At 70.4% G+C, this 23,586-nt stretch carries 19 protein-coding genes; 4 read left to right on the top strand and 15 right to left on the bottom strand.

Features of this window, described 5'->3' with window-relative positions; genetic code table 11:
* Positions 1–162 precede the first annotated feature (162 nt).
* Positions 163–492 (bottom strand): MocE family 2Fe-2S type ferredoxin, encoded by a 330-nt coding sequence (locus GGQ63_RS04320; RefSeq protein WP_183852941.1) that lies wholly within the window; start codon positions 490–492, stop codon positions 163–165.
* A 61-nt stretch (positions 493–553) separates the two neighbouring features.
* Positions 554–1,633, bottom strand: coding sequence for a fatty acid desaturase family protein (locus GGQ63_RS04315; RefSeq protein ID WP_183852939.1), 1,080 nt, complete (start codon positions 1,631–1,633; stop codon positions 554–556).
* Between the two features lie 162 nt (positions 1,634–1,795).
* Here GGQ63_RS04315 and GGQ63_RS04310 point away from each other — a divergent pair, with 162 nt between their 5' ends.
* Positions 1,796–2,818, top strand: a complete 1,023-nt coding sequence (locus tag GGQ63_RS04310) for a LacI family DNA-binding transcriptional regulator (RefSeq protein ID WP_183852937.1) — start codon at positions 1,796–1,798, stop codon at positions 2,816–2,818.
* A gap of 167 nt (positions 2,819–2,985) precedes the next feature.
* On the opposite strand, the gene GGQ63_RS04305 is transcribed toward GGQ63_RS04310, so the two are convergent.
* The 3 genes from GGQ63_RS04305 to GGQ63_RS04295 are packed head-to-tail and all read right to left on the bottom strand — an operon-like array spanning position 2,986 to position 5,668.
* The gene (locus tag GGQ63_RS04305) at positions 2,986–3,876 is read right to left on the bottom strand and encodes an NAD-dependent epimerase/dehydratase family protein (RefSeq protein ID WP_183852935.1); all 891 of its coding nucleotides are present in this window, start codon (positions 3,874–3,876) and stop codon (positions 2,986–2,988) included.
* Entirely contained in the window at positions 3,858–5,078 is a 1,221-nt protein-coding gene (queG, locus tag GGQ63_RS04300) for a tRNA epoxyqueuosine(34) reductase QueG (protein ID WP_183854106.1), read from the bottom strand. Before queG ends, GGQ63_RS04305 begins: the two co-directional genes overlap by 19 nt.
* Positions 4,976–5,668 carry a glutathione S-transferase family protein gene (locus GGQ63_RS04295; protein ID WP_183852933.1) on the bottom strand — a complete coding sequence of 231 codons (693 nt, stop codon included), beginning with the start codon at positions 5,666–5,668 and terminating at the stop codon, positions 4,976–4,978. Before GGQ63_RS04295 ends, queG begins: the two co-directional genes overlap by 103 nt.
* A 125-nt stretch (positions 5,669–5,793) precedes the next feature.
* Here GGQ63_RS04295 and GGQ63_RS04290 point away from each other — a divergent pair, with 125 nt between their 5' ends.
* Positions 5,794–6,600 carry an undecaprenyl-diphosphate phosphatase gene (locus tag GGQ63_RS04290; protein ID WP_183852931.1) on the top strand — a complete coding sequence of 269 codons (807 nt, stop codon included), beginning with the start codon at positions 5,794–5,796 and terminating at the stop codon, positions 6,598–6,600.
* Between the two features lie 421 nt (positions 6,601–7,021).
* Here GGQ63_RS04290 and GGQ63_RS04285 read toward each other — a convergent pair whose 3' ends face one another.
* A complete protein-coding gene (locus GGQ63_RS04285; RefSeq protein WP_210308383.1) occupies positions 7,022–7,777 on the bottom strand; it encodes an LOG family protein in 756 nt (251 codons plus the stop codon).
* A 156-nt stretch (positions 7,778–7,933) separates the two neighbouring features.
* Between GGQ63_RS04285 and GGQ63_RS04280 the strand changes: the two genes are divergently transcribed.
* The gene (locus GGQ63_RS04280) at positions 7,934–8,251 is read left to right on the top strand and encodes a hypothetical protein (RefSeq protein WP_183852927.1); all 318 of its coding nucleotides are present in this window, start codon (positions 7,934–7,936) and stop codon (positions 8,249–8,251) included.
* A 132-nt stretch (positions 8,252–8,383) separates the two neighbouring features.
* On the opposite strand, the gene GGQ63_RS04275 is transcribed toward GGQ63_RS04280, so the two are convergent.
* From GGQ63_RS04275 to GGQ63_RS04260, 4 genes are all read right to left on the bottom strand, one after another.
* Positions 8,384–9,118, bottom strand: a complete 735-nt coding sequence (locus tag GGQ63_RS04275) for a M48 family metallopeptidase (RefSeq protein ID WP_183852925.1) — start codon at positions 9,116–9,118, stop codon at positions 8,384–8,386.
* An 88-nt stretch (positions 9,119–9,206) separates the two neighbouring features.
* Positions 9,207–9,710 (bottom strand): DUF1993 domain-containing protein, encoded by a 504-nt coding sequence (locus GGQ63_RS04270; RefSeq protein ID WP_183852923.1) that lies wholly within the window; start codon positions 9,708–9,710, stop codon positions 9,207–9,209.
* Between the two features lie 524 nt (positions 9,711–10,234).
* Positions 10,235–12,664: a DNA topoisomerase (ATP-hydrolyzing) subunit B gene (gene gyrB, locus GGQ63_RS04265; RefSeq protein WP_183852921.1), complete on the bottom strand. Its 2,430-nt coding sequence runs from the start codon at positions 12,662–12,664 to the stop codon at positions 10,235–10,237.
* A gap of 181 nt (positions 12,665–12,845) precedes the next feature.
* The gene (locus tag GGQ63_RS04260) at positions 12,846–13,658 is read right to left on the bottom strand and encodes a FadR/GntR family transcriptional regulator (protein WP_246429615.1); all 813 of its coding nucleotides are present in this window, start codon (positions 13,656–13,658) and stop codon (positions 12,846–12,848) included.
* Positions 13,659–14,094: 436 nt separating this feature from the next.
* Between GGQ63_RS04260 and GGQ63_RS04255 the strand changes: the two genes are divergently transcribed.
* Positions 14,095–15,999, top strand: coding sequence for an autotransporter outer membrane beta-barrel domain-containing protein (locus GGQ63_RS04255; RefSeq protein ID WP_183852918.1), 1,905 nt, complete (start codon positions 14,095–14,097; stop codon positions 15,997–15,999).
* Positions 16,000–16,055: 56 nt separating this feature from the next.
* On the opposite strand, the gene iolB is transcribed toward GGQ63_RS04255, so the two are convergent.
* The 5 genes from iolB to GGQ63_RS04230 all read right to left on the bottom strand — a co-directional run bounded on the left by iolB (position 16,056) and on the right by GGQ63_RS04230 (position 23,454).
* A complete protein-coding gene (iolB, locus tag GGQ63_RS04250; protein WP_183853982.1) occupies positions 16,056–16,853 on the bottom strand; it encodes a 5-deoxy-glucuronate isomerase in 798 nt (265 codons plus the stop codon).
* A 314-nt stretch (positions 16,854–17,167) separates the two neighbouring features.
* Positions 17,168–18,055 carry a myo-inosose-2 dehydratase gene (gene iolE, locus GGQ63_RS04245; protein WP_183852916.1) on the bottom strand — a complete coding sequence of 296 codons (888 nt, stop codon included), beginning with the start codon at positions 18,053–18,055 and terminating at the stop codon, positions 17,168–17,170.
* Between the two features lie 226 nt (positions 18,056–18,281).
* Positions 18,282–20,129: a 3D-(3,5/4)-trihydroxycyclohexane-1,2-dione acylhydrolase (decyclizing) gene (iolD, locus tag GGQ63_RS04240; protein ID WP_183852914.1), complete on the bottom strand. Its 1,848-nt coding sequence runs from the start codon at positions 20,127–20,129 to the stop codon at positions 18,282–18,284.
* Positions 20,130–20,531: 402 nt separating this feature from the next.
* A complete protein-coding gene (locus GGQ63_RS04235) occupies positions 20,532–22,472 on the bottom strand; it encodes a bifunctional 5-dehydro-2-deoxygluconokinase/5-dehydro-2-deoxyphosphogluconate aldolase (RefSeq protein ID WP_183852912.1) in 1,941 nt (646 codons plus the stop codon).
* Between the two features lie 142 nt (positions 22,473–22,614).
* A complete protein-coding gene (locus GGQ63_RS04230; protein WP_183852910.1) occupies positions 22,615–23,454 on the bottom strand; it encodes a MurR/RpiR family transcriptional regulator in 840 nt (279 codons plus the stop codon).
* Positions 23,455–23,586 lie beyond the last annotated feature (132 nt).

Here is a 23,586-nt window from a genome sequence, read left to right as displayed (position 1 = left end):
GGCCGAGGGACCGCGCGCGGTGGAGAGAAAGGCCCTCACCCCGACCCTCTCCCGCAGGGCGGGAGAGGGGGCTCCCGGCGGCCGCGGTGACCGTGCGGGCCGGAGAGCAGGCCGCAGCCGGCGGCCGTGCGGACCGGACAACGGCCGAGCTCTGTCGGCGCCTCAGCCGAGGCCGATCAGGACCGTGTCGCCGTCGATCCGCACCGGATAGGTGGCGAGATCGACGCAGACCGGGGCGCCCTTCGCCCGGCCCGTCGTATAGTCGAACCGGCCGTTGTGCTTCGGGCATTCGATGATCGATCCCATGACGAGACCGTCGGCGAGATGCACCCGCTCGTGCGTGCAGAGCCCGTCTGTGGCGTGGAAGCGGCCGTCGGGGGCGCGGTAGATCGCGAAGGTCCGCCCCTCGTGGTCGAAGCGGATGACGTCCTCCGCGTCGATGTCCTCGACCGCGCAGGCCTCGACCCAGCGGATCGCCGTTGTGGCGCTCATTCCATCCTCCTCATGCTGTCGGCCGGCGGCGGCAGGGATCGGGGGCTGCCGCCGCGCCCGTTCATTCCGCCGGCACGGCGCCGGCCGGCGGCGCGCCGAGCGGCCGCGCATGGCCGGGCAAACGGCGCCGGACGAAGAAGCGCGGGTCCTTCCGCTGCCGCCAGAGCGCCGGGATGATCTCGCGATAGGCCTCCCAGAGGCCCGAATAGGGCGTCGGGCAATCGTCCTTGATGCGGGCGTGCAGCTTCGGCAACTGATGGTAGGGCACCATCGGGAACATGTGGTGCTCGACGTGATAGTTCATGTTCCAGTAGAGGAAGCGGAAGACCGGGTTCATGTAGACCGTGCGGCTGTTGAGCCGGTGGTCGAGCACGTCCTCGTCGAGGCCGGCGTGCTGCGTCAGGCCGAAGACGACGACGAAGGCGGCGCCATAGAGCGTCGGCAGGCCGATGAACATCGCCGGCAGGATCGAACCGATGGCGAGGCACCAGGCGGCGACGGCGATGAGGATGACGAGATAGATCCGCGCGACGCGGAACACCTTGCCGCGTTCGCTCTCGGGAATGTAGAGCGCCTCGTCGGGATAGAGCCGGCCGGTGGCGTGCAGCGCGATCTTCTTCAGCGCCACCCACGAGCTCTTGAGCGCGAAGACGTTGAGCAGGATGCCGGCGATGTCCGGCGGACGCGGCGCGGCGATCTCGGGATCGCGGCCGACGATGATCGTGTCGGTGTGGTGCCGGGTATGGCTCCAGCGCCAGACGGTCGGCTCGCGCAGGATCATGAAGCAGGCGATCTGATAGACCACCTCGTTCATCCAGGGCGTCTTGAAGGCTGTGCCGTGGCCGCATTCGTGCCAGCGGGAATCGGAGGACGAGCCGTAGAGGATGCCGTAGACGGCGAAGAACGGCACGCACCACCAGGTGCCCCAGAAATACCAGCCGCCGAGGCCGGAGAGGAACAGCGCGGCGAACCAGATCGCGGTGTCGCGCAGCGCCGGCCCGTCGGAGCGCGCCATCAGCGCCTTCATCTCCTTGCGCGGGATCGGACATTGATACCAATCGGCTGTGGCGAGGCCGCGCGCCACCGCGCGGTCCGCTTCGGGCCCGGTCAGGCTGTAGTCGCGGCGGATCTCGGTCGGCATCCGGCGTGTCCTCCTCGGGGTTCGCGTCTTGTTGCGAATTCTTCTTGCTCGAAAGAGTAGCCGGCTGCGCTTTGACCGGCAATCGGGCCTTGATAGAACCTATCGAGGCGGCTCAGGCGCTTCGAGGAGGATCATGATGGATTCTATCATCGCGGCGGCCCGATGAGTGCGCGCACCACGCTCGCCGATGTTGCGCGGGCGGCCGGGGTGGGCGTCGCGACCGTCGACCGCGTGCTCAACAAGCGCGCCCCGGTCGCGCGTGCGACCGCCGAGCGGGTCGTCGCCGCGGCCGAGGCGCTCGGCTATCACGGCACCACGCTGCTGCGGCGGCGGCTCGACGAGATCGTCGAGACGAAGACGCTCGGCTTCCTGCTGCAGGGCCGCAACGACCGCTTCTATCAGCCGATGGCGGCGGCCTTCGCCGAGGCGACGCGGGCGCTCACGGCGGTGCGCGGCCGGCCGCTGGTCGATTTCAACGATGATCTCGCGCCGCCCGCCGTGGCCGCGAAGCTGATGGCGCTCGGCGAGCGGGCGGATGTGGTGGCGCTGGTCGCCGCCGACCATCCGAAGGTCGCGGCGGCCGTCGAGGCGCTCGCGGCGCGCGGCGTGCCGGTCGTCACCCTGCTCGCGGAGTTGTCGACGCCGGCCGTCGCCGGCCATGTCGGCATCGATCCGAACAAGGCCGGCCGCACCGCCGCCTGGGCGATCGCCCGGCTGGCGCGGACGCCCGGGCCGGTCGGCATCCTCGTCGGCAGCCATCGCTACACCAATCACGAACGCGCCGAGATGAGCTTCCGCTCCTATTTCCGCGAGAAGGCGCCGCAGTTCCGCCTGCTCGAATCGCTCGCCAATCTCGAGGATTCGCGGCTCTCGCACGAGGCGACGCTGGAACTCCTCAAGCGGGCGCCCGACCTCGTCGGCATCTATGACGCGGGCGGCGGCATGGAGGGGCTGATCGCGGCGCTGCGCGAGCGGGGCGGCGGCGCGCCGATCGTCGCCGTCTGCAACGAGCTGATCCCGGCGACGCGCCTCGCGCTCGAGGACGGCGTTCTCGACGCGGTGATCGGCACGCCGGTGGGGCGGCTGGTCGAGACGGCGCTCCGCCTGATGCTCGGCGCGCTCGCGGGCGAAGAGCCGGCGCGGGTGTTCCTGCCCTTTGATCTCTTCGTGGCGGAGAATGTGTGACCGCTCGCCGAGGTCCCTGCTTCACGGCCTCGCACCGTCGCGGGCACGGGAGGAAGAGCGCCCGCCCCGATGCCGAGCCTCACGATTATGGAGGCCGGCACGGAGGCCGGCATGACGGGTGGATGGGGCCGCACGCAGGTAGACATGAGGGGAGGCGTCGCGTGCCGCTATCCCCGCCAGCGGCCGCTGCGCCAGAGTGCGGTGAGGCCCTCGCGATAGCTCGGATGGGCGAGGTCGACGCCGAGATGCTCGCGCAGGCGCCGGTTCGACACGCGCTTGTTCTCGCCATAGAAGGAGCGGGCCATCGGCGAGAGGTCGGCGGTTGCGAAATCGGTCTCGGGCGGCGGCGGAACACCCATCAGCCCGGCGGCGAAGGCGACAACGTCCTGCGGGGCGGAGGGCGCGTCGTCGCAGACATTGACCGGACCGTCGGCACGGGCCGCGAAGGCGGCGTCGATCGCCGCGGCGATGTCCTCGACATGGATGCGGTTGAACACCTGGCCGGGCTTGACGAGCCGGCGCGCCGTGCCGGCGGCGAGATCGGCGAGCGCGTTGCGGCGCGGCCCGTAAATGCCGGCGAGGCGCAGCAGCGCGACCGGCACGCCCGTCGCGCGGCCGAGCGCCGTCCAGGCTGTCTCGGCGGCGACCCGCTCGATCGAGCGAACGCTCTTCGGCGCCGGCGGCGTCGCCTCGTCGACCCAGCCGCCGCCATGGTCGCCATAGACGCCGACGGTCGAGAGATAGACGATCGCCTCCAGCGCCGGCGCGGCAGCGATCGCCTCGCCGTGCGCCGCGAGCACCGGATCGGCGGCGCCGGGCGCGACGGAGACGAGGAGGTGCGTCGCGGTCCGAAGCGCCGCCGTGACCGCGGGCGAGGGCGCGCCGCCGTCGAAGACGACCGCCGCGATGCCCTCGGCCCGCAGTGCGGCGGCCTTCTCGGCCGTCCGCACCGTGCCGCCGATGCGGCGGTAGCGTCCGCGGGCACGTTCGACGAAGGCGCGCGCCGAATAGCCGAGGCCGAAGACGAAGAGTTCGCCGCTCACGCCGCCGCCTCCCATTCCGCCCGCACCGTCTCGTCCGGCTCCGCGGCGGCGCGGAGTGCCCGCTCGGCCGCGGCCCGCGCGGGATCGAGCCGGGCGAGCGCCCAGACCGCCGCGCCGCGAACGAGCGGCGAGGGATCGTCGAGCCGGGCGGCGGCGACGGCCCCGAGCGCGGCGTCGCCCGCATTGCCGAGCGCATAGAGGACATTGCGCACGAAACGGTCGCGGCCGATCCGCTTCACCGGCGAGCCGGAGAAGAGCGCCCGGAAACCGGCATCGTCGAGCGCGGCGAGATCGGCGAGCGCCGGCGCCTCGAATTCGGGCCGCGCCTTCAGCTTCATCTCGCGCGCGGCGCGCGCGAACTTGTTCCACGGGCAGGCGGCGAGGCAGTCGTCGCAACCATAGATCCGGTTGCCCAGCCTCGCCCGGAATTCGGGCGCGATCGGCCCCTTGTGCTCGATCGTCAGATAGGAGATGCAGCGCCGCGCATCGAGCCGGTAGGGCGCCGGGAAGGCGTCGGTCGGACAGGCGTCGAGGCAGGCGCGGCAGGAGCCGCAATGGTCGCGCTCGGCCGCGTCCGCCGGCAGCTCGGCGGCGCTGAAGATCGCGCCGAGGAAGAGCCAGGAGCCGTAATCGCGCGAGACGAGATTGGTGTGCTTGCCCTGCCAGCCGAGCCCGGCGGCGGCGGCGAGCGGCTTTTCCATCACCGGCGCGGTGTCGACGAACACCTTGACCGCCGCGCCGGTGCGGGCGGCGAGCTTCTGCGCCACCGTCTTCAGCCGGCCCTTGATGACGTCGTGATAGTCGCGGTTGCGGGCATAGACCGAGATCGCGGCGCGGTCCGGCCGGGCCTGCAGGGCGCGAGGGTCTTCCTCCGGCCCGTAATTGAGGCCGAGCATGACGACCGACCGCACCTCCGGCCAGAGCGCGCGCGGATCGGCGCGGCGCTCCGGGGTCTCGGCGAGCCAGTCCATCGTGCCGTGATGGCCGTCGGCGAGGAAGGTCGAAAGCCGGCCGGGCGCGAGCGGGATGGCGTCCGGCGCGGCGATGCGGACGAGATCGAAGCCCTCGGCCTTTGCGTCGGCGACGAGCCGGGCCTTCGCCGCTGCCGCGGCGTTCAGAAGTCGAGATCGGCGTAGTGCGTCGCCGCCGGCAGGCCGCGCATCGTCTCGGCGAGGATCGGCCGGAAGGACGGCCGCGACTTGATGCGCGCGTACCAAGCCTTCGCCGTTTCGTCCGCTTCCCATGGCACCTCGCCGAGATAGTCGACGACGGAGAGCTCGGCCGCCGCCGCGAGATCGGCGAAGGAGAGGCCCCGTCCGCCGAGCCAGTTCCGCCGCGCCGCCAGCCAGCCGATATATTGCAGATGATAGCGGATGTTGGCGCGCGCCGCGCGGATCGCCGCGGCATTCGGCGAGCCGCCGCCTTCGGCGATCGTCATCAGCCGCTTGAAGATCTTCTCGGTCGCCAGATAGTCGGTCACCTCGCCGTGCATCTTGACGGCGAACCAGTGCAGGAGGCGGCGCGCCTCGGCGCGATCGCCGACGTTTTCCGGCAGCAGCTTCACCTCGCCCATGCGTGCACCACGGGTCTCCGCGAGATACTCGGCGATGACGAGCGCACCGCTCGCCGTCACGCCGTCATGGTCGACGAAGACCGGCAGGGTGCCGGCCGGATTGACGAGCAGGAGCTTCTCGTCGCGCTTCCACGGCATCGTCTCGACCAGTTCCACCTCCTCGTCGTATTCGCCGAGAATGAGGCGCACGAAGCGGGAAGCGGCGGAAAAGGGATGGTGATAGAGGAGGGGCATCGCGTCTCGGGAAGGGCGGGACTGCGCGGAAAGGGCCGATTGCGCGCGCGGCGAGGGCGCCCGCATATAGGCCGGGAATTGCGGTCGGAACAAGCCGATTCGCCGCTCTGCCGAGGTGATTCGCGATGGATGGCACGACGATCGTCGAGGCCCTGCTGCTCGGGCTCGTCGAAGGCCTGACCGAGTTCATCCCCGTTTCCTCGACCGGCCATCTCCTTCTGCTCGGACACTTTCTCGGCTTCGAAAATCCCGGCAAGAGCTTCGAGGTGCTGATCCAGCTCGGCGCCATCCTCGCCATCCTGACGGTCTATTCCGGCAAGCTCTTGAAGCTCGTCCGCGACCTGCCGCGCGACCCGCGCACGCAGCGCTTCGTCGGCGGCATCCTGCTCGCCTTCCTGCCGGCGGTGGTGATCGGCGTGCTCGCGCACGACTTCATCAAGACGGTGCTGTTCGAGACGCCGATGGTGGTCTGCATCGCGCTGATCCTCGGCGGGCTGGTGCTGCTCGCCGTCGACCGGATGCCGCTCACCCCGCGCTATGCGGACGCGATGGACCTGCCGCTGCCGGTCTGCTTCGCGATCGGCATCATCCAGTGCCTCGCCATGATCCCCGGCGTGTCGCGCTCGGGCGCTACGATCGTCGGCGGTCTGATGCTCGGCGCCGACAAGCGGGCGGCGGCCGAGTTCTCCTTCTTCCTCGCCATGCCGACCATGGCGGGCGCCTTCGCCTATGATCTCTACAAGACCGCCGCGGTGATGACGGCGGAATCGACGATGATGGTGGCGATCGGCTTCGTCGCCGCCTTCGCCGCGGGCGTCGTCGTTGTGCGCGGCCTGCTCGCCTTCGTCTCGCGGCACGGATTCGCGCCCTTCGCCTGGTGGCGGCTCGCCGTCGGCGCGATCGGCCTCGCCGCGCTGCTCACCTGGGGCTGAGCGCCGGCCCGGCGGCCGATCACGCCCCGCAGACGCTGAGCAGGACACCCTCACCCTTCCGGCCTACGCGTCTCGGTCGCTCGCGCTCCCTGCGACGCCAAGGCCGGAAGCCCTCTCCCGCAAGCGGGAGAGGGGATGTCCGATCCCGGTTCATCCTGTCGGGAGCTCGGTCGACCCGGGCGCGCACATAGCGGAATGGCGGCCCAAAGGCAGGCGCAACGGCCGGGACCCCCTCTCCCGCTCCGCGGGAGAGGGTAGGGTGAGGGCCTTCTCTTGGTCGACGAAGGAGAGCCACCCTCACCCTTCCGGCCTACGCGTCTCGGTCGCTGACGCTCCCTGCGACGCCAAGGCCGGAAGCCCTCTCCCGCCCCGCGGGAGAGGGGGCCGTACAGGTGCGGCCGCGAAGTCGGAATGGCGGGCCTCAGGCGCCGGCGGTGTCCGCGGGCGGGGCGCGGTGGGCGCCGAGGGGTTTGCGGGCGAGGATCGCCCACGCCTCCTCCGCGCTCTCGGCATAATCGAACAGTGTCCGGTCGGCCTCGGCGATCATGCCTTCCTCGATCAGCCGGTCGAGATCGACCACCGTCGTCCAGTAATCGCGATCGACCAGCACGACCGGGATGCGCGGCGCCTTGCCGGTCTGTGACAGGGTGAGCAGCTCGAACAGCTCGTCGAACGTGCCGAAGCCGCCGGGGAAGACGCAGAGCGCGTTCGCCCGCATCGCGAGATGCATCTTGCGCATCGCGAAATAGTGGAAGCGGAAGGTGAGTTCCGGGGTCGAATAGGCGTTCGGCTCCTGCTCGCGCGGCAGGGTGATGTTGAAGCCGATCGAGGGCGCGCCCGCATCGACGGCGCCGCGGTTCGCCGCCTCCATGATGCCCGGGCCGCCGCCGGTCGCGATCACATTGTCGCGATGGCCGCCGACGAGATCGCGGGCGCCGCCGCGCTCCGAGGCGATGCGGCCGAAGGCGCGCGCCTCGGCATACCAGCGGGCGTGCTTCGGCTTGCCGTCCTCGCGGATGCGGGCGCTGCCGAAGACGACGATGGTCGAGCGGATCCGCCACTGCCGCAGCGCCTCCTCGGCCTTCTGGTATTCGAGGAGGAAGCGCAGGCCGCGCGTCGAATCGCCGAGGATGAAGTCCTGGTCGAGCGCCGGCAGGCGATACGACGGAGACGCCATCTGCCGTGCGTTGGAGGGATGGTCGGTCATCGGCGTGCGCTCCGGGGCGGGGAGGCGACGGCTTAGCGCAGCCCGGCGTCCGGCACAAATCGGCGCGCCGCCCCTTGTGTCGGGGGCGGGACGACCGCACATCTCTCAGCACCTATGGAGAGGGACATGATCTATATCCACCGGCTCGGCACGACACGCACGCCCCTCGAAGGATGGCGCGGCAAGCTCACGCTCGTGCTCGCGACCGCACTCGGCCTCGCCGTCGCCGGCGCGCTGATCGTCTTCTCGCTCGGCCTCGCCCTCGTGCTGGTGCCGATCGTCGGTCTCGCCTGGCTGTTCCGCGGCCCGCTCATCCGCCGGGCGCAGCGCCGGATGCAGGAAGAGGCGACCATGCGCCGCGGCGGGCCGGCCCCGCGCGGGACGGCCCGGGTGATCGAGGTCGATTACGAGGTGCTGCCGGCCGACGAGCACCGCCGGCCCTGAGCGGCGGCAGCGGGGCGCGGGCGCCGTTTCGGCGGCACTTGCGGCCGCACCGCCGATCGATCGACGGTGCGGCGGTTTCCCCTGCACGAGGATGACCGGCGGCCGCTGCCTGCGGTCCGTGCCGGAGCCGCCTCAGGCGCCGACCGCGTGGAGCGCCGCGCCGTTACGGGCGAGCCAGGCCCTGGCCGGCTCGACCTGCGGCGTGAGGCTGTCGACCAGCCGCCAGAAGCGGGCGGAATGGTTCATCTCCTTCAGATGCGCGACCTCGTGCGCGGCGAGATAGTCGAGCACGAAGGGCGGCGCCATGACGAGCCGGAACGAATAGGACAGCGCGCCCGACGAGGAGCAGGAGCCCCAGCGGCTGACCGGATCCTTGACCGTCACCGAGCGGATCGCGACGCCGAGCGCCGCGGCATGGCGCTCGGAGGCCGCGACGAGATCGGCCCGCGCCTCGCGGCGCAGGAAATCGAGCACCCGCCGCTTCAAATGCGCCGCGTCGCCGGCGACGATCAGCCGGTCGCCCTCGAGCCGCGTCACGCCGCGGCCCGGCCGATGCACGATCGTCACCTCGGCGCCGCGGAACGGCAGCGTGGCGCCGTCGGCGATCGGCCGTGCGGCGGGCAGCGCCGCCATCCGGGTCTTCAGCCATCCGGCATGGCGGTCGAGGAAGGCCTGCGCCTCGGCGAGGCGGCCGCGCGCCGGAATGGTGACCACCGGCTCGCGCACCGCGCCGCGCAGCCGCAGCGTGTAACGCCGCGCCCGGGCATTCCAGTTGATCGCGACGCGCACCGCCTCGCCGTCGATCGCGACGAGGAGGTGATCGGGCTTCGGCGCGGCGGCGCGGGAGAGCGGGGCGAAGAGGCGCATCGGTTGGGCGGCTGATTCGGGACGGTCCCGACTCTGCCAGCCCGCGGCGGGCGGCGGAACCGGGACCTCGGTCGGCGGCGGCGCGCCGTCAGAGCGGGCCGATATAGTCCATCTTGCCGACCGGCACGCCCTGGTGGCGCAGGATGGCGTAGGCTGTCGTGAGATGGAAGAAGAAGTTCGGCAGCGCGAAGGTGAGGAGATAGGTCCGGCCGTCCTGCTCGACCGGCTGACCGCGACCCCAGCGGATGATCCGCTCGGCGGCACCCTCGAACGCTTCGGGCAACACCCCGTCGAGATAGGCGACCGTGGCCGCGATCCGCGCCTTCAGTTCGGCGAGGCTCTTCTCCTCGTCGGCAAAGCGCGGCGCCTCGGTCGCGGTGAGCCGCGCGACGGCGGCCTTCGCGGTGTCGCTCGCCCGCTGGATCTGGCCGGCGAGCGGCAGCATGTCGGGTGCCAGCCGCGCCTCGACGAGGGCTTCCGGATCGCCGCCATTGTCGCGCGCGTGCGCCTCGCCCTTGTCGAGCAGGGTGGCGAGCACGGCGAAGCCGCGGCGATAGACGGGGATGGTCAGGTCGTAGAGGGTCAGCGACATCGGTCGGGCTCTTTACTGGCGGGCGACGCCCCGGCAACTGGGAAGCCGGACGGCGGGACGCAAGGGCAGCCGGCGGAAGTCTTCGGACCGTGGCACAGGGGCCGCGGGGGCCGGCGCTCCGCAGGGGGCCAGGCCGTGGACTGGCCGGCCCGGCGTCACGATTATCGACCCCGGCACGGAGGCCGGGGTGACGGGTGTCCGGGGTGGGCGAGGGTGCGCTCCGCCTCAACCGTCCTGCCGGCCGGTCTGTGCGCAGTCCTCTCCATCCGTCATGCCGGCCTCCGTGCCGGCATCCATAATCGTGCCGGTCGGTGGTCCGGGCGGATGCGCCCCATCCGTCATGGCCGCGAGGGGGGAATCCCTGAAACAGCGGGCGGCTCGGCGGCATGGGTCCCGAGCCTCGGCTGCGCCTGGCCCGGGATGACGGCGGCATTGGCGGTCCGAAAGCCTGAGCGGAGATGGACCCCGGCACGGAGGCGCCGGGGTGACGGGTGGCGCCGCGTCCGGAACGTTCCCTGATGACCTCACACGTCGAGATTCGCCACGGACAGCGCGTTTTCCTGGATGAACTCGCGGCGGGGATCGACCTCGTCGCCCATCAGCTTGGCGAACAGGTCGTCGGCGTCGTCGGCCTCGCGGATCTTCACCTGCAGGAGCGAGCGGGCGTTGGGGTCGAGCGTCGTTTCCCAGAGCTGGCTCGCATTCATTTCGCCCAGCCCCTTGTAGCGCTGCACGGCGATGCCCTTGCGGCCGGCCGCGAAGACGGCAGCGAGCAGGCTGCGCGGTCCGTGGATCGCCGTCTCGACATCGCGCCGGCGCAGCACCCCGTCGGCCGCGAACACCGTCCGCAGCCGCTCGGCGAGGGCATGGAGCTTGCGGGCGTCGGCGGATTCGAGGAAGGCCGGGTCGATCGCCTGCGCCTCGCGCACGCCGCGCACCTCGCGCTGGAAGAGCAGGCCGCCATCGCGGCCGAGCGTGCCTTCCCAGCCGCGCTCGGTCTCCTCGGCGACACGGTCGAGCCGCTCGGCCGTCGCGACCGCGGCGGCGAGCGCCTGCCCGGCGTCCTCGGCGAGCGCCGCATCGAGCGCGCCGGCGATCGCCGCCTGCTCGATCACCGAACGGTCGTAGCGGGTGTGGATGCCGGCGAGAATGTGGGCGAACTGCCGCGCATCGGCGACCACGCCGGCGAGATCGCCGCCGGCGCGCTCCTCGCCCGTCGTCAGCTTGAGCACCGCGCCGTCGAGGCCCTCATGGACGAGATAGTCCTCGAAGGCGCGCTCGTCCTTCACATACTGCTCCGACCGGCCCTTGGTGATCTTGTAGAGCGGCGGCTGCGCGATGAAGATGTGGCCGCGTTCGATCAGTTCCGGCATCTGCCGGAAGAAGAAGGTGAGCAGCAGCGTTCGGATATGGGCGCCGTCGACATCGGCGTCCGTCATGATGATGATCTTGTGGTAGCGCAGCTTGTCGGGCGCGAACTCGTCCTTGCCGATCGAGGTGCCGAGCGCGGTGATCAGCATGCCGATCTGTTCCGAGGACAGCATCTTGTCGAAGCGGGCACGCTCGACATTGAGGATCTTGCCGCGCAGCGGCAGCACCGCCTGGTTCTCGCGGTGGCGGCCCTGCTTCGCCGAGCCGCCCGCCGAGTCGCCCTCGACGATGAAGAGCTCGGATTTCGCCGGGTCGCGCTCCTGGCAGTCGGCGAGCTTGCCGGGGAGCGAGGCGATGTCGAGCGCGCCCTTGCGGCGGGTCAGCTCGCGCGCCTTGCGCGCCGCCTCGCGCGCGGCCGCCGCCTCGACCACCTTGCCGACGATCGCCCGCGCTTCCGAGGGGTGCTCCTCGAACCAGGTGCCGAGCATCTCGTTGACGACGTTCTCGACCACCGGCCGGACCTCGGAGGAGACGAGCTTGTCCTTGGTCTGCGAGGAGAATTTCGGATCGGGCACCTTGACCGAGAGGACGGCGGTGAGCCCTTCGCGGCAATCGTCGCCGGTCAGCGCCACCTTCTCCTTCTTCGAGACGCCGCCCGCCTCGGCATAGGCCGTCACCTGCCGGGTCAGGGCGCCGCGGAAACCGGCGAGATGGGTGCCGCCGTCGCGCTGCGGGATGTTGTTCGTGAAGCAGAGCACGTTCTCGTGATAGGTGTCGTTCCACCACATCGCGACCTCGACGGCGATGCCGTCGCGCTCGGCGCGGATGGTGATCGGATCGGGCACCAGCGGCTTCTTCGTCCGGTCGAGATAGCGCACGAAGGCTTCGAGCCCGCCCTCATACATCAGCTCCTCGCGCTTCGGCTCGACGCCGCGCTTGTCGGTCAGCACGATGCGGACGCCGGAATTCAGGAAGGCGAGCTCGCGCAGGCGGTGCTCGAGCGTCGCATAGTCGAACTCGGTCTTCGAGAACGTCTCGGTGGACGGCAGGAAGGTCACCTCCGTGCCGTTCCGTCCGTCCCAGTCGCCGGTGATGGCGAGGGGGGCGTCCGGCTCGCCATGGGTGAAGCGCATCTCGTGGACCTTGCCCTTGCGCCAGACCTTGAGCTTCAGCCAGGCGGAGAGGGCGTTCACCACCGAGACGCCGACGCCGTGCAGGCCGCCGGAGACCTTGTAGGAATTCTGGTCGAACTTACCGCCGGCGTGCAGCTGGGTCATGATGACCTCGGCCGCCGAGACGCCCTCGCCGGGGTGGATGTCGGTCGGGATGCCGCGGCCATTGTCCTTGACCGTGCAGGACCCGTCCGGATTGAGCGTCACCGACACCTCGTCCGCATGGCCGGCGAGCGCCTCGTCGATCGCGTTGTCGACCACCTCATAGACCATGTGGTGGAGGCCGGAGCCGTCATCGGTGTCGCCGATATACATGCCCGGGCGCTTGCGCACCGCATCGAGCCCCTTGAGCACCTTGATCGACTCCGCGCCATAGGCGGCGGACGCGGTGTCGCGGGCGTTGTCGGACATTCGGGATTCCTTCGGGCCTTACGCACCCGCGCGTACGCGCGCGGTACATCTAGAGTACGAATCGTGCTTCCAATGTAGGCTTTCGCAGGGGCCAAATCGAGGCGGAAGGCGGCAGAAATCCGCCGCCGCCGCGCTTTCCCCGGCAAAGCGTCGCGCGAGCCGGCGCCCCGTCCCGGGGGGCTCAGGGCCGGCCGCTCTCGGCGGCGGCCGGCGGCCGTGCGCCGCGCGCCTGCCTGGCGGCGAGCGAGCTGCGCACATCCGCCTCCGCCTCGTCGAGCAGGGCGAGGAGGGCGGCGCTCGCCGCCGCCGGATCGCGTGCGGCGATGCCCTCGATCACCCGCCGATGCAGGCCGAGCGAATGGCCCTGGCCCTCCGGATTGTCGTCGGAAAGGCGCAGGCTGATGACGAGCGCGGTCTCGATCAGCGCGGCGAGCGAGCCGATCAGCTCATTGCCGGACATGCGCAGGATCGCCTGGTGAAAGGCGAGGTCGGGCACGGCGAAGCGGGCGCCGTCATCGCCCGCCCGCTCCATCTCGGCGAGATGGCGCCAGAGCTCGGCGATCTCCGCCGCGGTGGCGCGCGCCGCAGCGAGCGCGCCGGCCGCCGGCTCGATCGCCCGGCGCAGCTCGAACAGCGAGCGCGCCTCCTCGGCGGTCGTCCACGGGCCGTAGCGCCACAGGAGCACATCCGGATCGAGGAAGTTCCAGTCCTTGCGCGGGCGCACCCGCGTGCCGACCTTCGTCCGCGTCTCGACCATGCCCTTGCCGGCGAGCACCTTGATCACTTCGCGCAGCACGGTGCGGCTGACGCCGTGCGCGGCGCTCCAGGCGTCGGCGTTCGGCAGCGGGTCGCCCGGCACGAGATCGCCCCGCACAATGCTCTGGCCGATCTCGTTCAGCACGCGGGCGTGCAAGCCGGTGCCGGCCGTCCCCCCGATGCGGGCGGAGACCGCCAGCGCGCGCGCATAAGTCCCCTCATTCTTCATATTATTCATACGAGCGTCATGTGCTCCGTCTAGAAGCTTCCCTCATCGAACACGCCTTCTGCGGACGCGCTCCTCCCCGTGAGTCCCGGCAGGATAGACGGTTCCCGAGCCAAAAGGCGAGCGTCATGAGTATAGCGTCTCACTCTTTCTCGATCTGACAAGACTAATTGCCAGGGACCATAGAGCGCGAACGTCCTGCGGACGGTCGATCCTATTGTCATGGTCTGTCGTTTAGTTCGGCCTGAATAGATCGGGCCGATCCCGCCGCCGCCCTGCACTGCGGCGGCGCAAGGACAATCCCGGCGGGACGTTGCGCCTCGGCTTCGGGCGGCGCCCCGTCTCTCCCACCCCCCGATCCATTGACGACGGCCGCCCTCCCTGCGGCCGGCGCTCGATGCCGCACGGCCGCGCGCCGGCGGAGAACTGCGAGCAGAGGAACAGAACGATGCAGCCGAAGACGAGAACCGGGAAGGCGGATCGCAAGGTCATTGGAAGGCGCGCGACGCCGTTCGTGGTCGGGGCAGGCCTCGTCTGCATCGCCGCGCTACCCGCCGCCGCGGTCGAACCCTGGATCATGGTCGAGAAGACCACCTTCGCCGATGCCGACCAGTCGCGCGGGCAGGGCGTCACCACCGACGGGGTCAACTGGTATTTCTCGGGCACCAACTCGCTCGAGCGCACCGACGGATCGTTCAATACGGGCCTCATCGTCAACCCGGCCATTCCGAACGTCCTCGCCATCCCCTCGGCGCTGTCGGATGCCGGGCTCAACCATATCGGCGACATCGACTATGCCGACGGCTATCTCTACATCTCGCTCGATTCGAGCCAGCGCGACCCGGTCAGCAACGAGAAATACGAGAACCCGGTCTTCGCGATCTACAATGCGAGCGATCTGACCTATACCGGCCAGGCCTTCGCGCTCAACCCGCCGCACGGCGTGCACGACATCGCGAGCTGGGTGGCGGTCGACGTCAAGAACGGCCTCGGCTACGGCATGGCCTATGAGAACGCCACCGAGCTGACCGTCTACAATCTCGCCGACTGGTCGTTCAAGGAATACATCCCCCTGTCGCAGACGATCGACCAGGCGCAGGGCGGCAAGCTGCTCGACGGCTGGATGTATTTCGCGACCGACAATGACGAGAAGCTGATCTATCGCGCCAACGTCAAGACGGGCGAAGTCGAACTGCTCGGCAATCTGAAGATCGACGGCGAGCAGGAGGTCGAGGGCCTGTCCTTCCGGCAGACGGCCGACGGCTGGACGCTCAACATCCTGAACCGCGAGGAGAATGTCGATACCGGCAACACCGATATCGGCTTCTACAGCTACCTTCGGCCCTATGGCAACGCGCTGTCGGGCGAGATCCATGCGAGCGCCAAGGGCGCGCTGATCGAGGACGGCCGGCTGCTGCGCGACGCCGCGGACGGCCGGCTGCGCTCGGCCTATGCGGCACCGGGTGCGAGCGCCGCGCCGGTCTCCGCCTATGGCGAGGGCGGCATCGCCGCCGCCCCGGCGACCGCCGGCGGCCTCGTCATCTGGAGCGAGGCCCTGACCCTCAACGGCAAGGCCGACGCCGCGGGTTATGCCGCCGCCTTCGACCACTCGACGAGCGGCTTCCTGATCGGCGCCGACGCCGCGCTCGGCGGCTGGCGGGTCGGCCTGATGACCGGCTTCAGCGCGACCGATTTCGACGTCGATGCCCGCTCCTCCTCGGGCTCGTCCGACAATGTCTATCTCGGCCTCTATGGCGGCACGGAATGGGGCAGGCTCGGCTTCCGCACCGGCGCGAGCTATGCGTGGCATTCGATCGAGACGAAGCGCGACGTCGTCTTCCCGGCCTTCAGCGAGCGGCTGTCGGCGGATTATGATGCCGGCTCGGCGCAGGCCTTCGGCGAGCTCGGCTACCGGATCGACGTGCCGCACGGCGCGCTCGAGCCCTTCGCCGGGCTCGCCTATGTCCATCTCGACACGGACGGCTTCTCGGAGACCGGCGGCACCACCGCCGCGCTGTCGAGCGAGGACGCGGAGACCGACACGGTGTTCACGACGCTCGGCCTGCGCGCCTCGACCGGCTTCGCGGTCGGGGACGTCAAGGTGACGCTGCGCGGCATGGCGGGCTGGCAGCACGCCGAGGGCGACGTGACGCCGGACGCCCGGCTCACCTTCGGCACCGGCGCGAGCTTCGACAGCGTCGGCACGCCGATGGCGAAGAACGCGCTCGTCACCGAGGCGGGCTTCGACCTCGCTCTGTCGCCCAATGCGAGCCTCGGCGCCTCCTATGCCGGCCATCTCGGCGACGACACGGAAGGCCACACCTTCAAGATCGGCCTCGACCTGAAGCTCTGACCGCGCCCGCCGGTCGACGGTCCGCCGCCCCGCCATGCGGCGCGGCGGGCCTTTCGTCACTTCGCGAGCAGCCAGGCGTGCTCGGGGGCGTTCCAGAATTTCCAGATCCGCTTCGGCCCGGCCATGACGTTGAGGTAATAGAGATCGTAGCCGTGGATCGCGGCGACCGGGTGATAGCCTTTCGGCACCAGCGTCGTGTCGCCGTCCTCGACCACCATCGTCTCGTCGAGGCTGCGGTCATCGGTGTAGACGCGCTGGAAGGCGAAGCCCTGCGGCGGGTCGAGCCGATGGTAATAGGTCTCCTCGAGAAGCGATTCCTCCGGCAGCGCATCGCGATCGTGCTTGTGCGGTGGATAGCTCGATGTGTGGCCGCCGGGTGTGATCACCTCGACGACGAGGAGGCTCTCCGCCGTCGGGTCGGTCTCCGGCAGGATGTTCGTGACATGGCGGACATTGGTGCCGCGGCCGCGCGTCTCGCGGCTCATCGCCTCCGCCCCGATGATGCGGGCCGTGCCGGCGCCGGTTCCGGGCGCGCTGCAGACGGCGAGTTCGAGCGGGGCCTCGGCGATCGCGGTCCATGCGGTGCCCGCCGGCAGATAGGCCGCCGGCACCGGCCCGGCGAACGGGCTCGTCCGCCCGCCGATCGTGCCGAGCGGGGCGCCCGCCGCCTCGATCCGCGCCGTGCCGGTCACCGCGACGAGGCAGACCTCGCGCCCGGGCTCGCCGCCCGCGAACCGCTCGCCGCCTTCGAGGCGGACGAGATCGAAGCCGACATAGGTCCAGCCGGCGCTCTCCGGCGTCACATGGATGACGCGGCCCCCCGTTCCCGAGGGCCGCACGCGCAGATTCGGCATCATCTGTTCTCCCATTCTCGTTCCCGGACCGTGCGCTCGGCCCCTGGCCCGGGCGAAGACCCTCACCCTTCGCGTCCAGGCTCGGCTTCGCCTTCGCAAGCGCGCGAAGCCCTCTCCCGCGCGGCGGGAGAGGGGGCAGTCTCCGGTCGGTCGGCAACCACCGACGGGTCATGCCTGCTGCCGCCCTGTCCGTCCCACCCGCCATCCTCGCGAAGGCGTGGATCCATCAAGCCGAGCGCCGTCCTGTTTCATGGATCCCCGCCTTCGCGGGGATGACGAGGGGAGAGGACGGTTCGTCCGCTCCGCTCGGCGCCTCAGCCCCGCTTCCAGCCCGCCGCGGTCATGAAGCGGGTGAGGTTGTCGTAGCCCATCTTCACATAGGTCGCGGGGTGGGCCTTTTTCGGGTCCTGCTCGGCCTCGATCACCACCCAGCCGGAATAGGCGGGCAGGGCCTTCATCACGCCGATATAGTCGACCGAGCCGTCGCCGGGCACGGTGTAGACGCCGGCGAGCACGGCATCGAGGAACGACCAGTCGGCGGCGGCCGCCTCCCTCGCCACCTCGGGCCGCACGTCCTTGACGTGGACATGGCCGATCCGGTCGCGATGGCGCGCCGCGACGGTCGGGGCGTCGCCGCCGGCCCAGGTGATGTGGCCGGTGTCGAAGAGCAGCTTCACCGCATCGCCCGTCCCGGCCATCATGCGGTCGACCTCCTCCTCGGTCTGCACCACCGTGCCCATATGGTGGTGGTAGACGAGCGTCAGCCCCTCCCCGGCGAGCCGTTCGGCGAAGGCGGTGAGCCGGGCGTTGAAGAGATCCCACTCCGCATCGGTCATCACCGGCCGGGCGGACAACGGCGCGCTCCGCGTGCCGTGCACCGTGCGGGTGCATTCCGCGGCGATGAAGACGGTGCAGCCGAACGTCTTCAGCAGGTCGATATGGGCGCGCGCCGCGGCGAACTCCGCCTCGGCGTCGCGTTCGAGCAGGAAGGTCGACGACCAGCCGCCGACGAGATCGAGCCCGTGAAAGGCGAGGATCGGCCGGAGCGCCGCGGCCTCGCGCGGGAACTTGTTGCCGAGCTCCATCCCCTCGATGCCGATCGCCTTCGCCTCGGAGAGGCATTGTTCGAGCGGAATGTCGCCGCCGATCTCCGGCATGTCGTCATTCGACCAGCAGATCGGATTCGCCCCGATGCGGATCATCTTGCCTTCCTCCCCCTCCGGCGGGTGTCCGCCCTTTCGGCCCGTCCGTTCGGTGCCTCGGGCCGGATCAGTGCTGACCGCCCGTCATCCCCGCGAAGGCGGGGATCCATAACGCCGAGCGCCCTTCTGTTTAATGGATCCCCGCCTTCGCGGGGATGACGGACGAAGAGGACGGCTTCTCGCCCGCCGGCCGTCCCTCTCCCGTTTGCAGGAGAGGGAGCCGCCTTCAATTCAACACCCGCTGCGCCTTCACCGCCCGTTCGTACGCCTCGCGCGCGGCCCGGACGGCGGGGCGGTCGCTCACTTCCGGCACCGCGACGTCCCACCAATGACCGCCGGCCTCGGTCGAGATCAAGGGGTCGGTGTCGATGACGAGCACGGTCGTGCGGTCATTCGCCTTCGCGGCGGCGAGCTCGGCTTCCAGTTCGCCGATCGAGGCGACCTTCCTCGCGATCGCGCCGAGGCTTTCGGCATGTTTCGCGAAGTCGATCGCCGGCAGCACGGCGTGTTTCGTGTCGCGGAACAGATTGTTGAAGTTCGCCCCGCCGGTCGCCATCTGCAGCCGGTTGATGCAGCCGAAGCCGGAATTGTCGAGCACGACGATGGTGAGCTTCAGCCCGAGCATCACCGAGGTGGCGATCTCCGAATTCATCATCAGATAGGAGCCGTCGCCGAGCATCACGACGACCTCCTCGTCAGGCTTCGCCATCTTGACGCCGAGCCCGCCGGCGATCTCGTAGCCCATGGTCGAGAAGCCGTAATCGAGATGGTAGGAGCCCGGCGCGCCGGCCTGCCAGAGCTTGTGCAACTCGCCGGGCAGACCGCCCGAGGCGCACACGAGCGTCGCCTCCGACCCCATCACCCGCTGCACCGCGCCGATCACCTGCGCATCGGACGGCAGCTCGGCATTGGTCGCCGCGGTCACCTTGCCGGCCTCGGCGAACCAGCCGCCGCGGCCCTCTTCGGCGGCCTCTGTCCACCCTGCCGGCGCACGCCAGCCGGCGAGCTCGGCCGACAGCATCTCCAGCCCGACGCGGGCATCGGCGAGAAGCGGCAGGGCGCGATGTTTCATCGCGTCGAAGAGCTGCGTGTTGAGGCCGATCAGCGTCTGCCGCTCGCCCTTGAAGAGCGCCCAGGAGCCGGTGGTGAAATCCTGCAGCCGCGTGCCGACGGCGAGCACGACGTCCGCCTCTTCGGCGAGGGCGTTCGCCGCCGCGGTGCCGGTGACGCCGATCGCGCCCATGTTGAGCGGGTGCGCCGCGGGCAGCGAGGACTTGCCGGCCTGCGTCTCGGCGACGGGGATGCCGTGCCGCTCGGCGAAGGCCGTCAGCGCCGGGCTCGCGCCGGAATAGAGCACGCCGCCGCCGGCGATGACGAGCGGCTTCTCGGCCTTGCCGAGCGCGGCGAGCGCCGCGGCGAATTCGTCGGCATCGGGCCGCACGCGGCGCGGCGTCCACACCCGCTCGGCGAAGAAGGCCTCCGGATAGTCATAGGCCTCGGCCTGGACGTCCTGGCAGAGCGCGAGCGTGACCGGCCCGCATTCGGCCGGGTCGGTCAGGACCGCGAGCGCGCGGGGCAGGGCGGTGACGATCTGTTCCGGCCGGGTGATCCGGTCGAAGAAGCGCGATACGGGGCGGAAACAGTCGTTCGCCGATACCGTGCCGTCGGCGAAGCCCTCGACCTGCTGCAGCACCGGATCCGGCCGGCGATTGGCGAACACGTCGCCGGGCAGGAGCAGCACGGGCAGCCGGTTGACATGGGCGAGGGCGGCGGCGGTGACCATATTGGTGGCGCCTGGGCCGATCGAGGAGGTGACCGCCATCATCCGCCGGCGGAAGCTCGCCTTGGCGAACGCCACCGCGGCGTGGGCCATCGCCTGTTCGTTATGGGCGCGATAGGTCGGCAGCGTGTCGCGCACGCCGTAGAGCGCCTCGCCGAGCGCGGCGACATTGCCGTGGCCGAAGATCGCGAACACGCCGGCGAAGAGCGGCACGGTCTCGCCCTCGATCACCGTCCTCTGCGCCGCCAGAAACCGGGTCACGGCCTGCGCCATGGTCAGCCGGATGGTCTTCATCGATCCTCCCTCCCTCGTTCTTTCCGCCACCTCGCGCCGGCGGGTATTGCCCTCTCCCGCCCCGCGGGGGAGGGCGGGTATTACCCTCTCCCGCCCTGCGGGAGAGGGCGGGTATTACCCTCTCCCGCCCTGCGGGAGAGGGCAGGGTGAGGGCTCTTCCTTCGTCGACGCGAAGAGACCCTCACCCTTCGCATCCAGGCTCGCTCCGCTCGCCAAGAGGCGAAGCCCTCTCCCGCTCCGCGGGAGAGGGGAAGACCGGGAGCGACCGGTTGGCGTCCGGCTCCCCGTTGTGCCCGCCGCTCTGCGCCAGGCCCCCCTCTCCAACTCTCCCCCACGAGGGGGGAGAGAGTGGGACGCGTCCCCCTCGCCTCGCCATCCCCGCCTCCCTGCGGGGACGGCGCCTCACGCCGCCTCGCTCGCCGACGCCGCCTCCCAGGTGGCGACGAGCCGGGCGAATTTCGCCGCCATGTCGGCGACGGCCTCATCGTCCGTCATCCGGCCGGACAGCCAGCCCTCCGCCGCCTCGAAGAAGATTGTCCGGCCGACGGCGAAGCCCTTCACCATGCGGCTCCCGGCGGCGGCGCGGAAGGCGGCGGCGAGCTCCGCCTCCGGCGCGTCGAGCCCCAGCAGCACGATGCCGCGGCAATAAGGGTCACGGTCGAGGATCACCCGGTCGATGGCGGCCCAGGCGGCCGGGCTCGTCTGCGGCTCGAGCTTCCACCAGTCGGGCCTTATGCCGAGATCGTAGAGCCGCGCCATCACCGTGGCGACGGTTTCGACGCCGAGGGCCCCGTGCTTGCCGGCGATGATCTCGACGAGCAGTTCGCGCCCTACGGTCCGCGCCGCATCGTGGAGCCGCAACAGCTCGCGCTCCTGCCGGGCCTTCAGATCCGGCGGGTCGTCGGGATGATAGAAGCAGAGGCACTTCACGGTATGGCCGATCGGCCATTCGGCGAGATGGCTGCCGAGATCGGCGAGGTGGTCGAAATCGAGCGGCCGCGAGCCGGGCTTCTCGACCGGCCGGCCGATCCAGAACGGCTCTTTGGCGGCGCGGAACAGCGCCTTCTGGCCATAGGTCGAATCGAGCAGCATGCCGTAGCCCGGGCGGCCGGCCGCGACCTTCGCCGCCGCCTCGACGGCGAGGGCCTTCAGGGCGGAGAGCCGCTCGCGCGGGGCGCCGAGCCGGTCGGCGAGGTCCTCCAGCTGCGACCGGTGGTCGATCGCGAACGCCATCAGCCGGTCGGGCTGCGCCCGCCGGGTGGTCGCCCAATGGAGATGGTTGAGATCGGCGTCCTTGCGGAGCGCCTTCTGGGCGCTGCCGTGATCGAGGAAATGTGCGAGTTCGGCGAAGGTCGGATATTCCGGCGAGCAGAGCAGGCGCGATACCGCGAAGGCGCCGCAGGCATTCGCCCAGGTGGCGCAGGTGGAAAGCGGCTCGCCCTTCAGCCAGCCGCGCAGGAAGCCCGACATGAAGGCGTCGCCGGCGCCGAGCACGTTGTAGATCTCGATCGGGAAGCCGCGGCCGACGATGCCCCCCTCGAGATCGTCCGGGATCGGCCCGTCATAGACGATGCAGCCCATCGCGCCGCGCTTCAGCACGATCGTCGCGGCGGACAGCGAGCGGATCGTTTTCAGCGCGCCGGCGACATCGTCCGCGCCGGAGGCGATGCGGATCTCCTCCTCCGTGCCGACGATGAGATCGCAATCGCCGAGCACGGTCTTCAGCCGCTCCGAGACGTGCTCCGACTTCACATAGCGCTCGAAGCCGGCGGCGTGGCCGGCGAGGCCCCAGAGATTGGGCCGGTAATCGATGTCGAACACGACCCGGGCGCCGGCCTCCCGCGCGATGCGGATCGCCTTGCGCTGCGCCGCATCGGCATCGGGCCGCGAGAAATGCGTGCCGGTGACGACCACCGCATCGGCGCGGCGGATGAAGTCGGCGTCGATGTCCGCTTCCGAGAGCGCCATGTCGGCGCAGTCGGTGCGGTAGAAGATCATCGGCGAAACGCCCTCGTCCTCGACGGCGAGGAGCACGAGCGCGGTCAGGCGCTCGGGGTCGGTGGCGATGCCGTCGGTCGCGACGCCCTCGCGCGCCATCTGCTCGCGGATGAAGCGGCCCATCTGCTCGTCGCCGACGCGGGTGATCACCGCGGAACGCAAGCCCAGCCGGGCCGTGCCGATCGCGATGTTGGAGGGGCAGCCGCCGACCGCCTTCGTGAAGGTCTGGATGTCCTCGAGCCGCGAGCCGATCTGCTGGCCGTAGAGGTCGACCGAGGAGCGGCCGATGGTGACGACGTCCAGCCGGTCCGCCGCCGCCGCTCCCGAACCTTGCCTGTCGGCCATGTCGCCTCCGTCCTTCCGTACGGGCGCGTCCGCCGGCCCGCTCATGCCCGCTCCGCCACGCGCCTGCCTCGGGTGGACGGCTGCGGATGCGAGGCCGAATGAAACATAAATTCCGGAAATCCGTCAACGTAGAACATTTTGATCATTCTGTGCGGCGGGCCTCGGCGACGGCGACGGTCAGCGTCATGGCGAGTGCAAGCGTCGCGGAGAGCGAGCGGAAGCCCTCATAATCGGCCTCGACCACCTCGAACCACACTTTCGCCCGGCCGGCGAGGGGGCTGAAGGGGCTGTCCGTGACGACGACGAGCGGCACGCCGCGCTCGGCCGCCTGCTGGGCGTGGGCGAGTGTGGCGGAGGCGTAAGGGGTGAAGGAGATGGCGATCGCCGCGTCGCGCGGGGTGGCGAAGGAGAGCGTTTCGGGATCGGTGCCCTGCGCCGAGCCGGTGAGCACCGATTTCACCCCGAGCTTGCCGAAGGCGTAGCTCATATAGGAGGTGACCGGATAGGAGCGGCGCTGCGCGATCAGGTAGATCGTCTCCGCACCGGCCAGCAGCGCGACGGCGCGGTCGATATCCTCGCTGCGCACCCGCTCGCGGAGCGAATCGACCGAACGCTCGACCGCGTCGCAGAAACCCGAAAAGATCGGCGCCGAGCGGCCGTTCGCGACGTCGGCGTGCTCGCGGAGCGCCGAGAGCCGGGCATTGTAGTTCGAGAAGCGGTCGCGCAGCCGGTCCTGAAACACCGCCTGCAGCTCCGAAAAGCCCTGATAGCCGAAGGCCTGCGCGAAGCGGACGAGCGTCGAGGGCTGCACCGTCGCCTTCTCGGCGACGCTCGCCGCGGTGCCGAAGGCGATGTCGTCCGGATTGGCGAGGGCGAAGGCGGCGACCTGGGCGAGCCGCTTCGGCAACTGCTCGTGGCGGGCGATCAGCGTGCTGCGCAGCGTCGCGAAATCGGCCGGCGGCGAAAGGGCGGGTTCGGGCAAGGGGTCCTCGTGCTGCGTCGCGCCTTGCCCCGTCCGGCCGGTCCGGCCGCGGCGATGCGGTTGCGCGGGGCGATTTTACGCTTGACTTGGATCGGAGCAAGACGGAATGCTTGTTCCAATAAAGAAAACGGT

The sequence above is a fragment of the Prosthecomicrobium pneumaticum genome (genome assembly GCF_014199915.1).
Taxonomy (GTDB): domain Bacteria; phylum Pseudomonadota; class Alphaproteobacteria; order Rhizobiales; family Kaistiaceae; genus Prosthecomicrobium; species Prosthecomicrobium pneumaticum.
The sequence above is the reverse complement of the archived record's forward strand: the minus strand, read 5'-3'. Positions and strand labels throughout refer to the sequence as shown.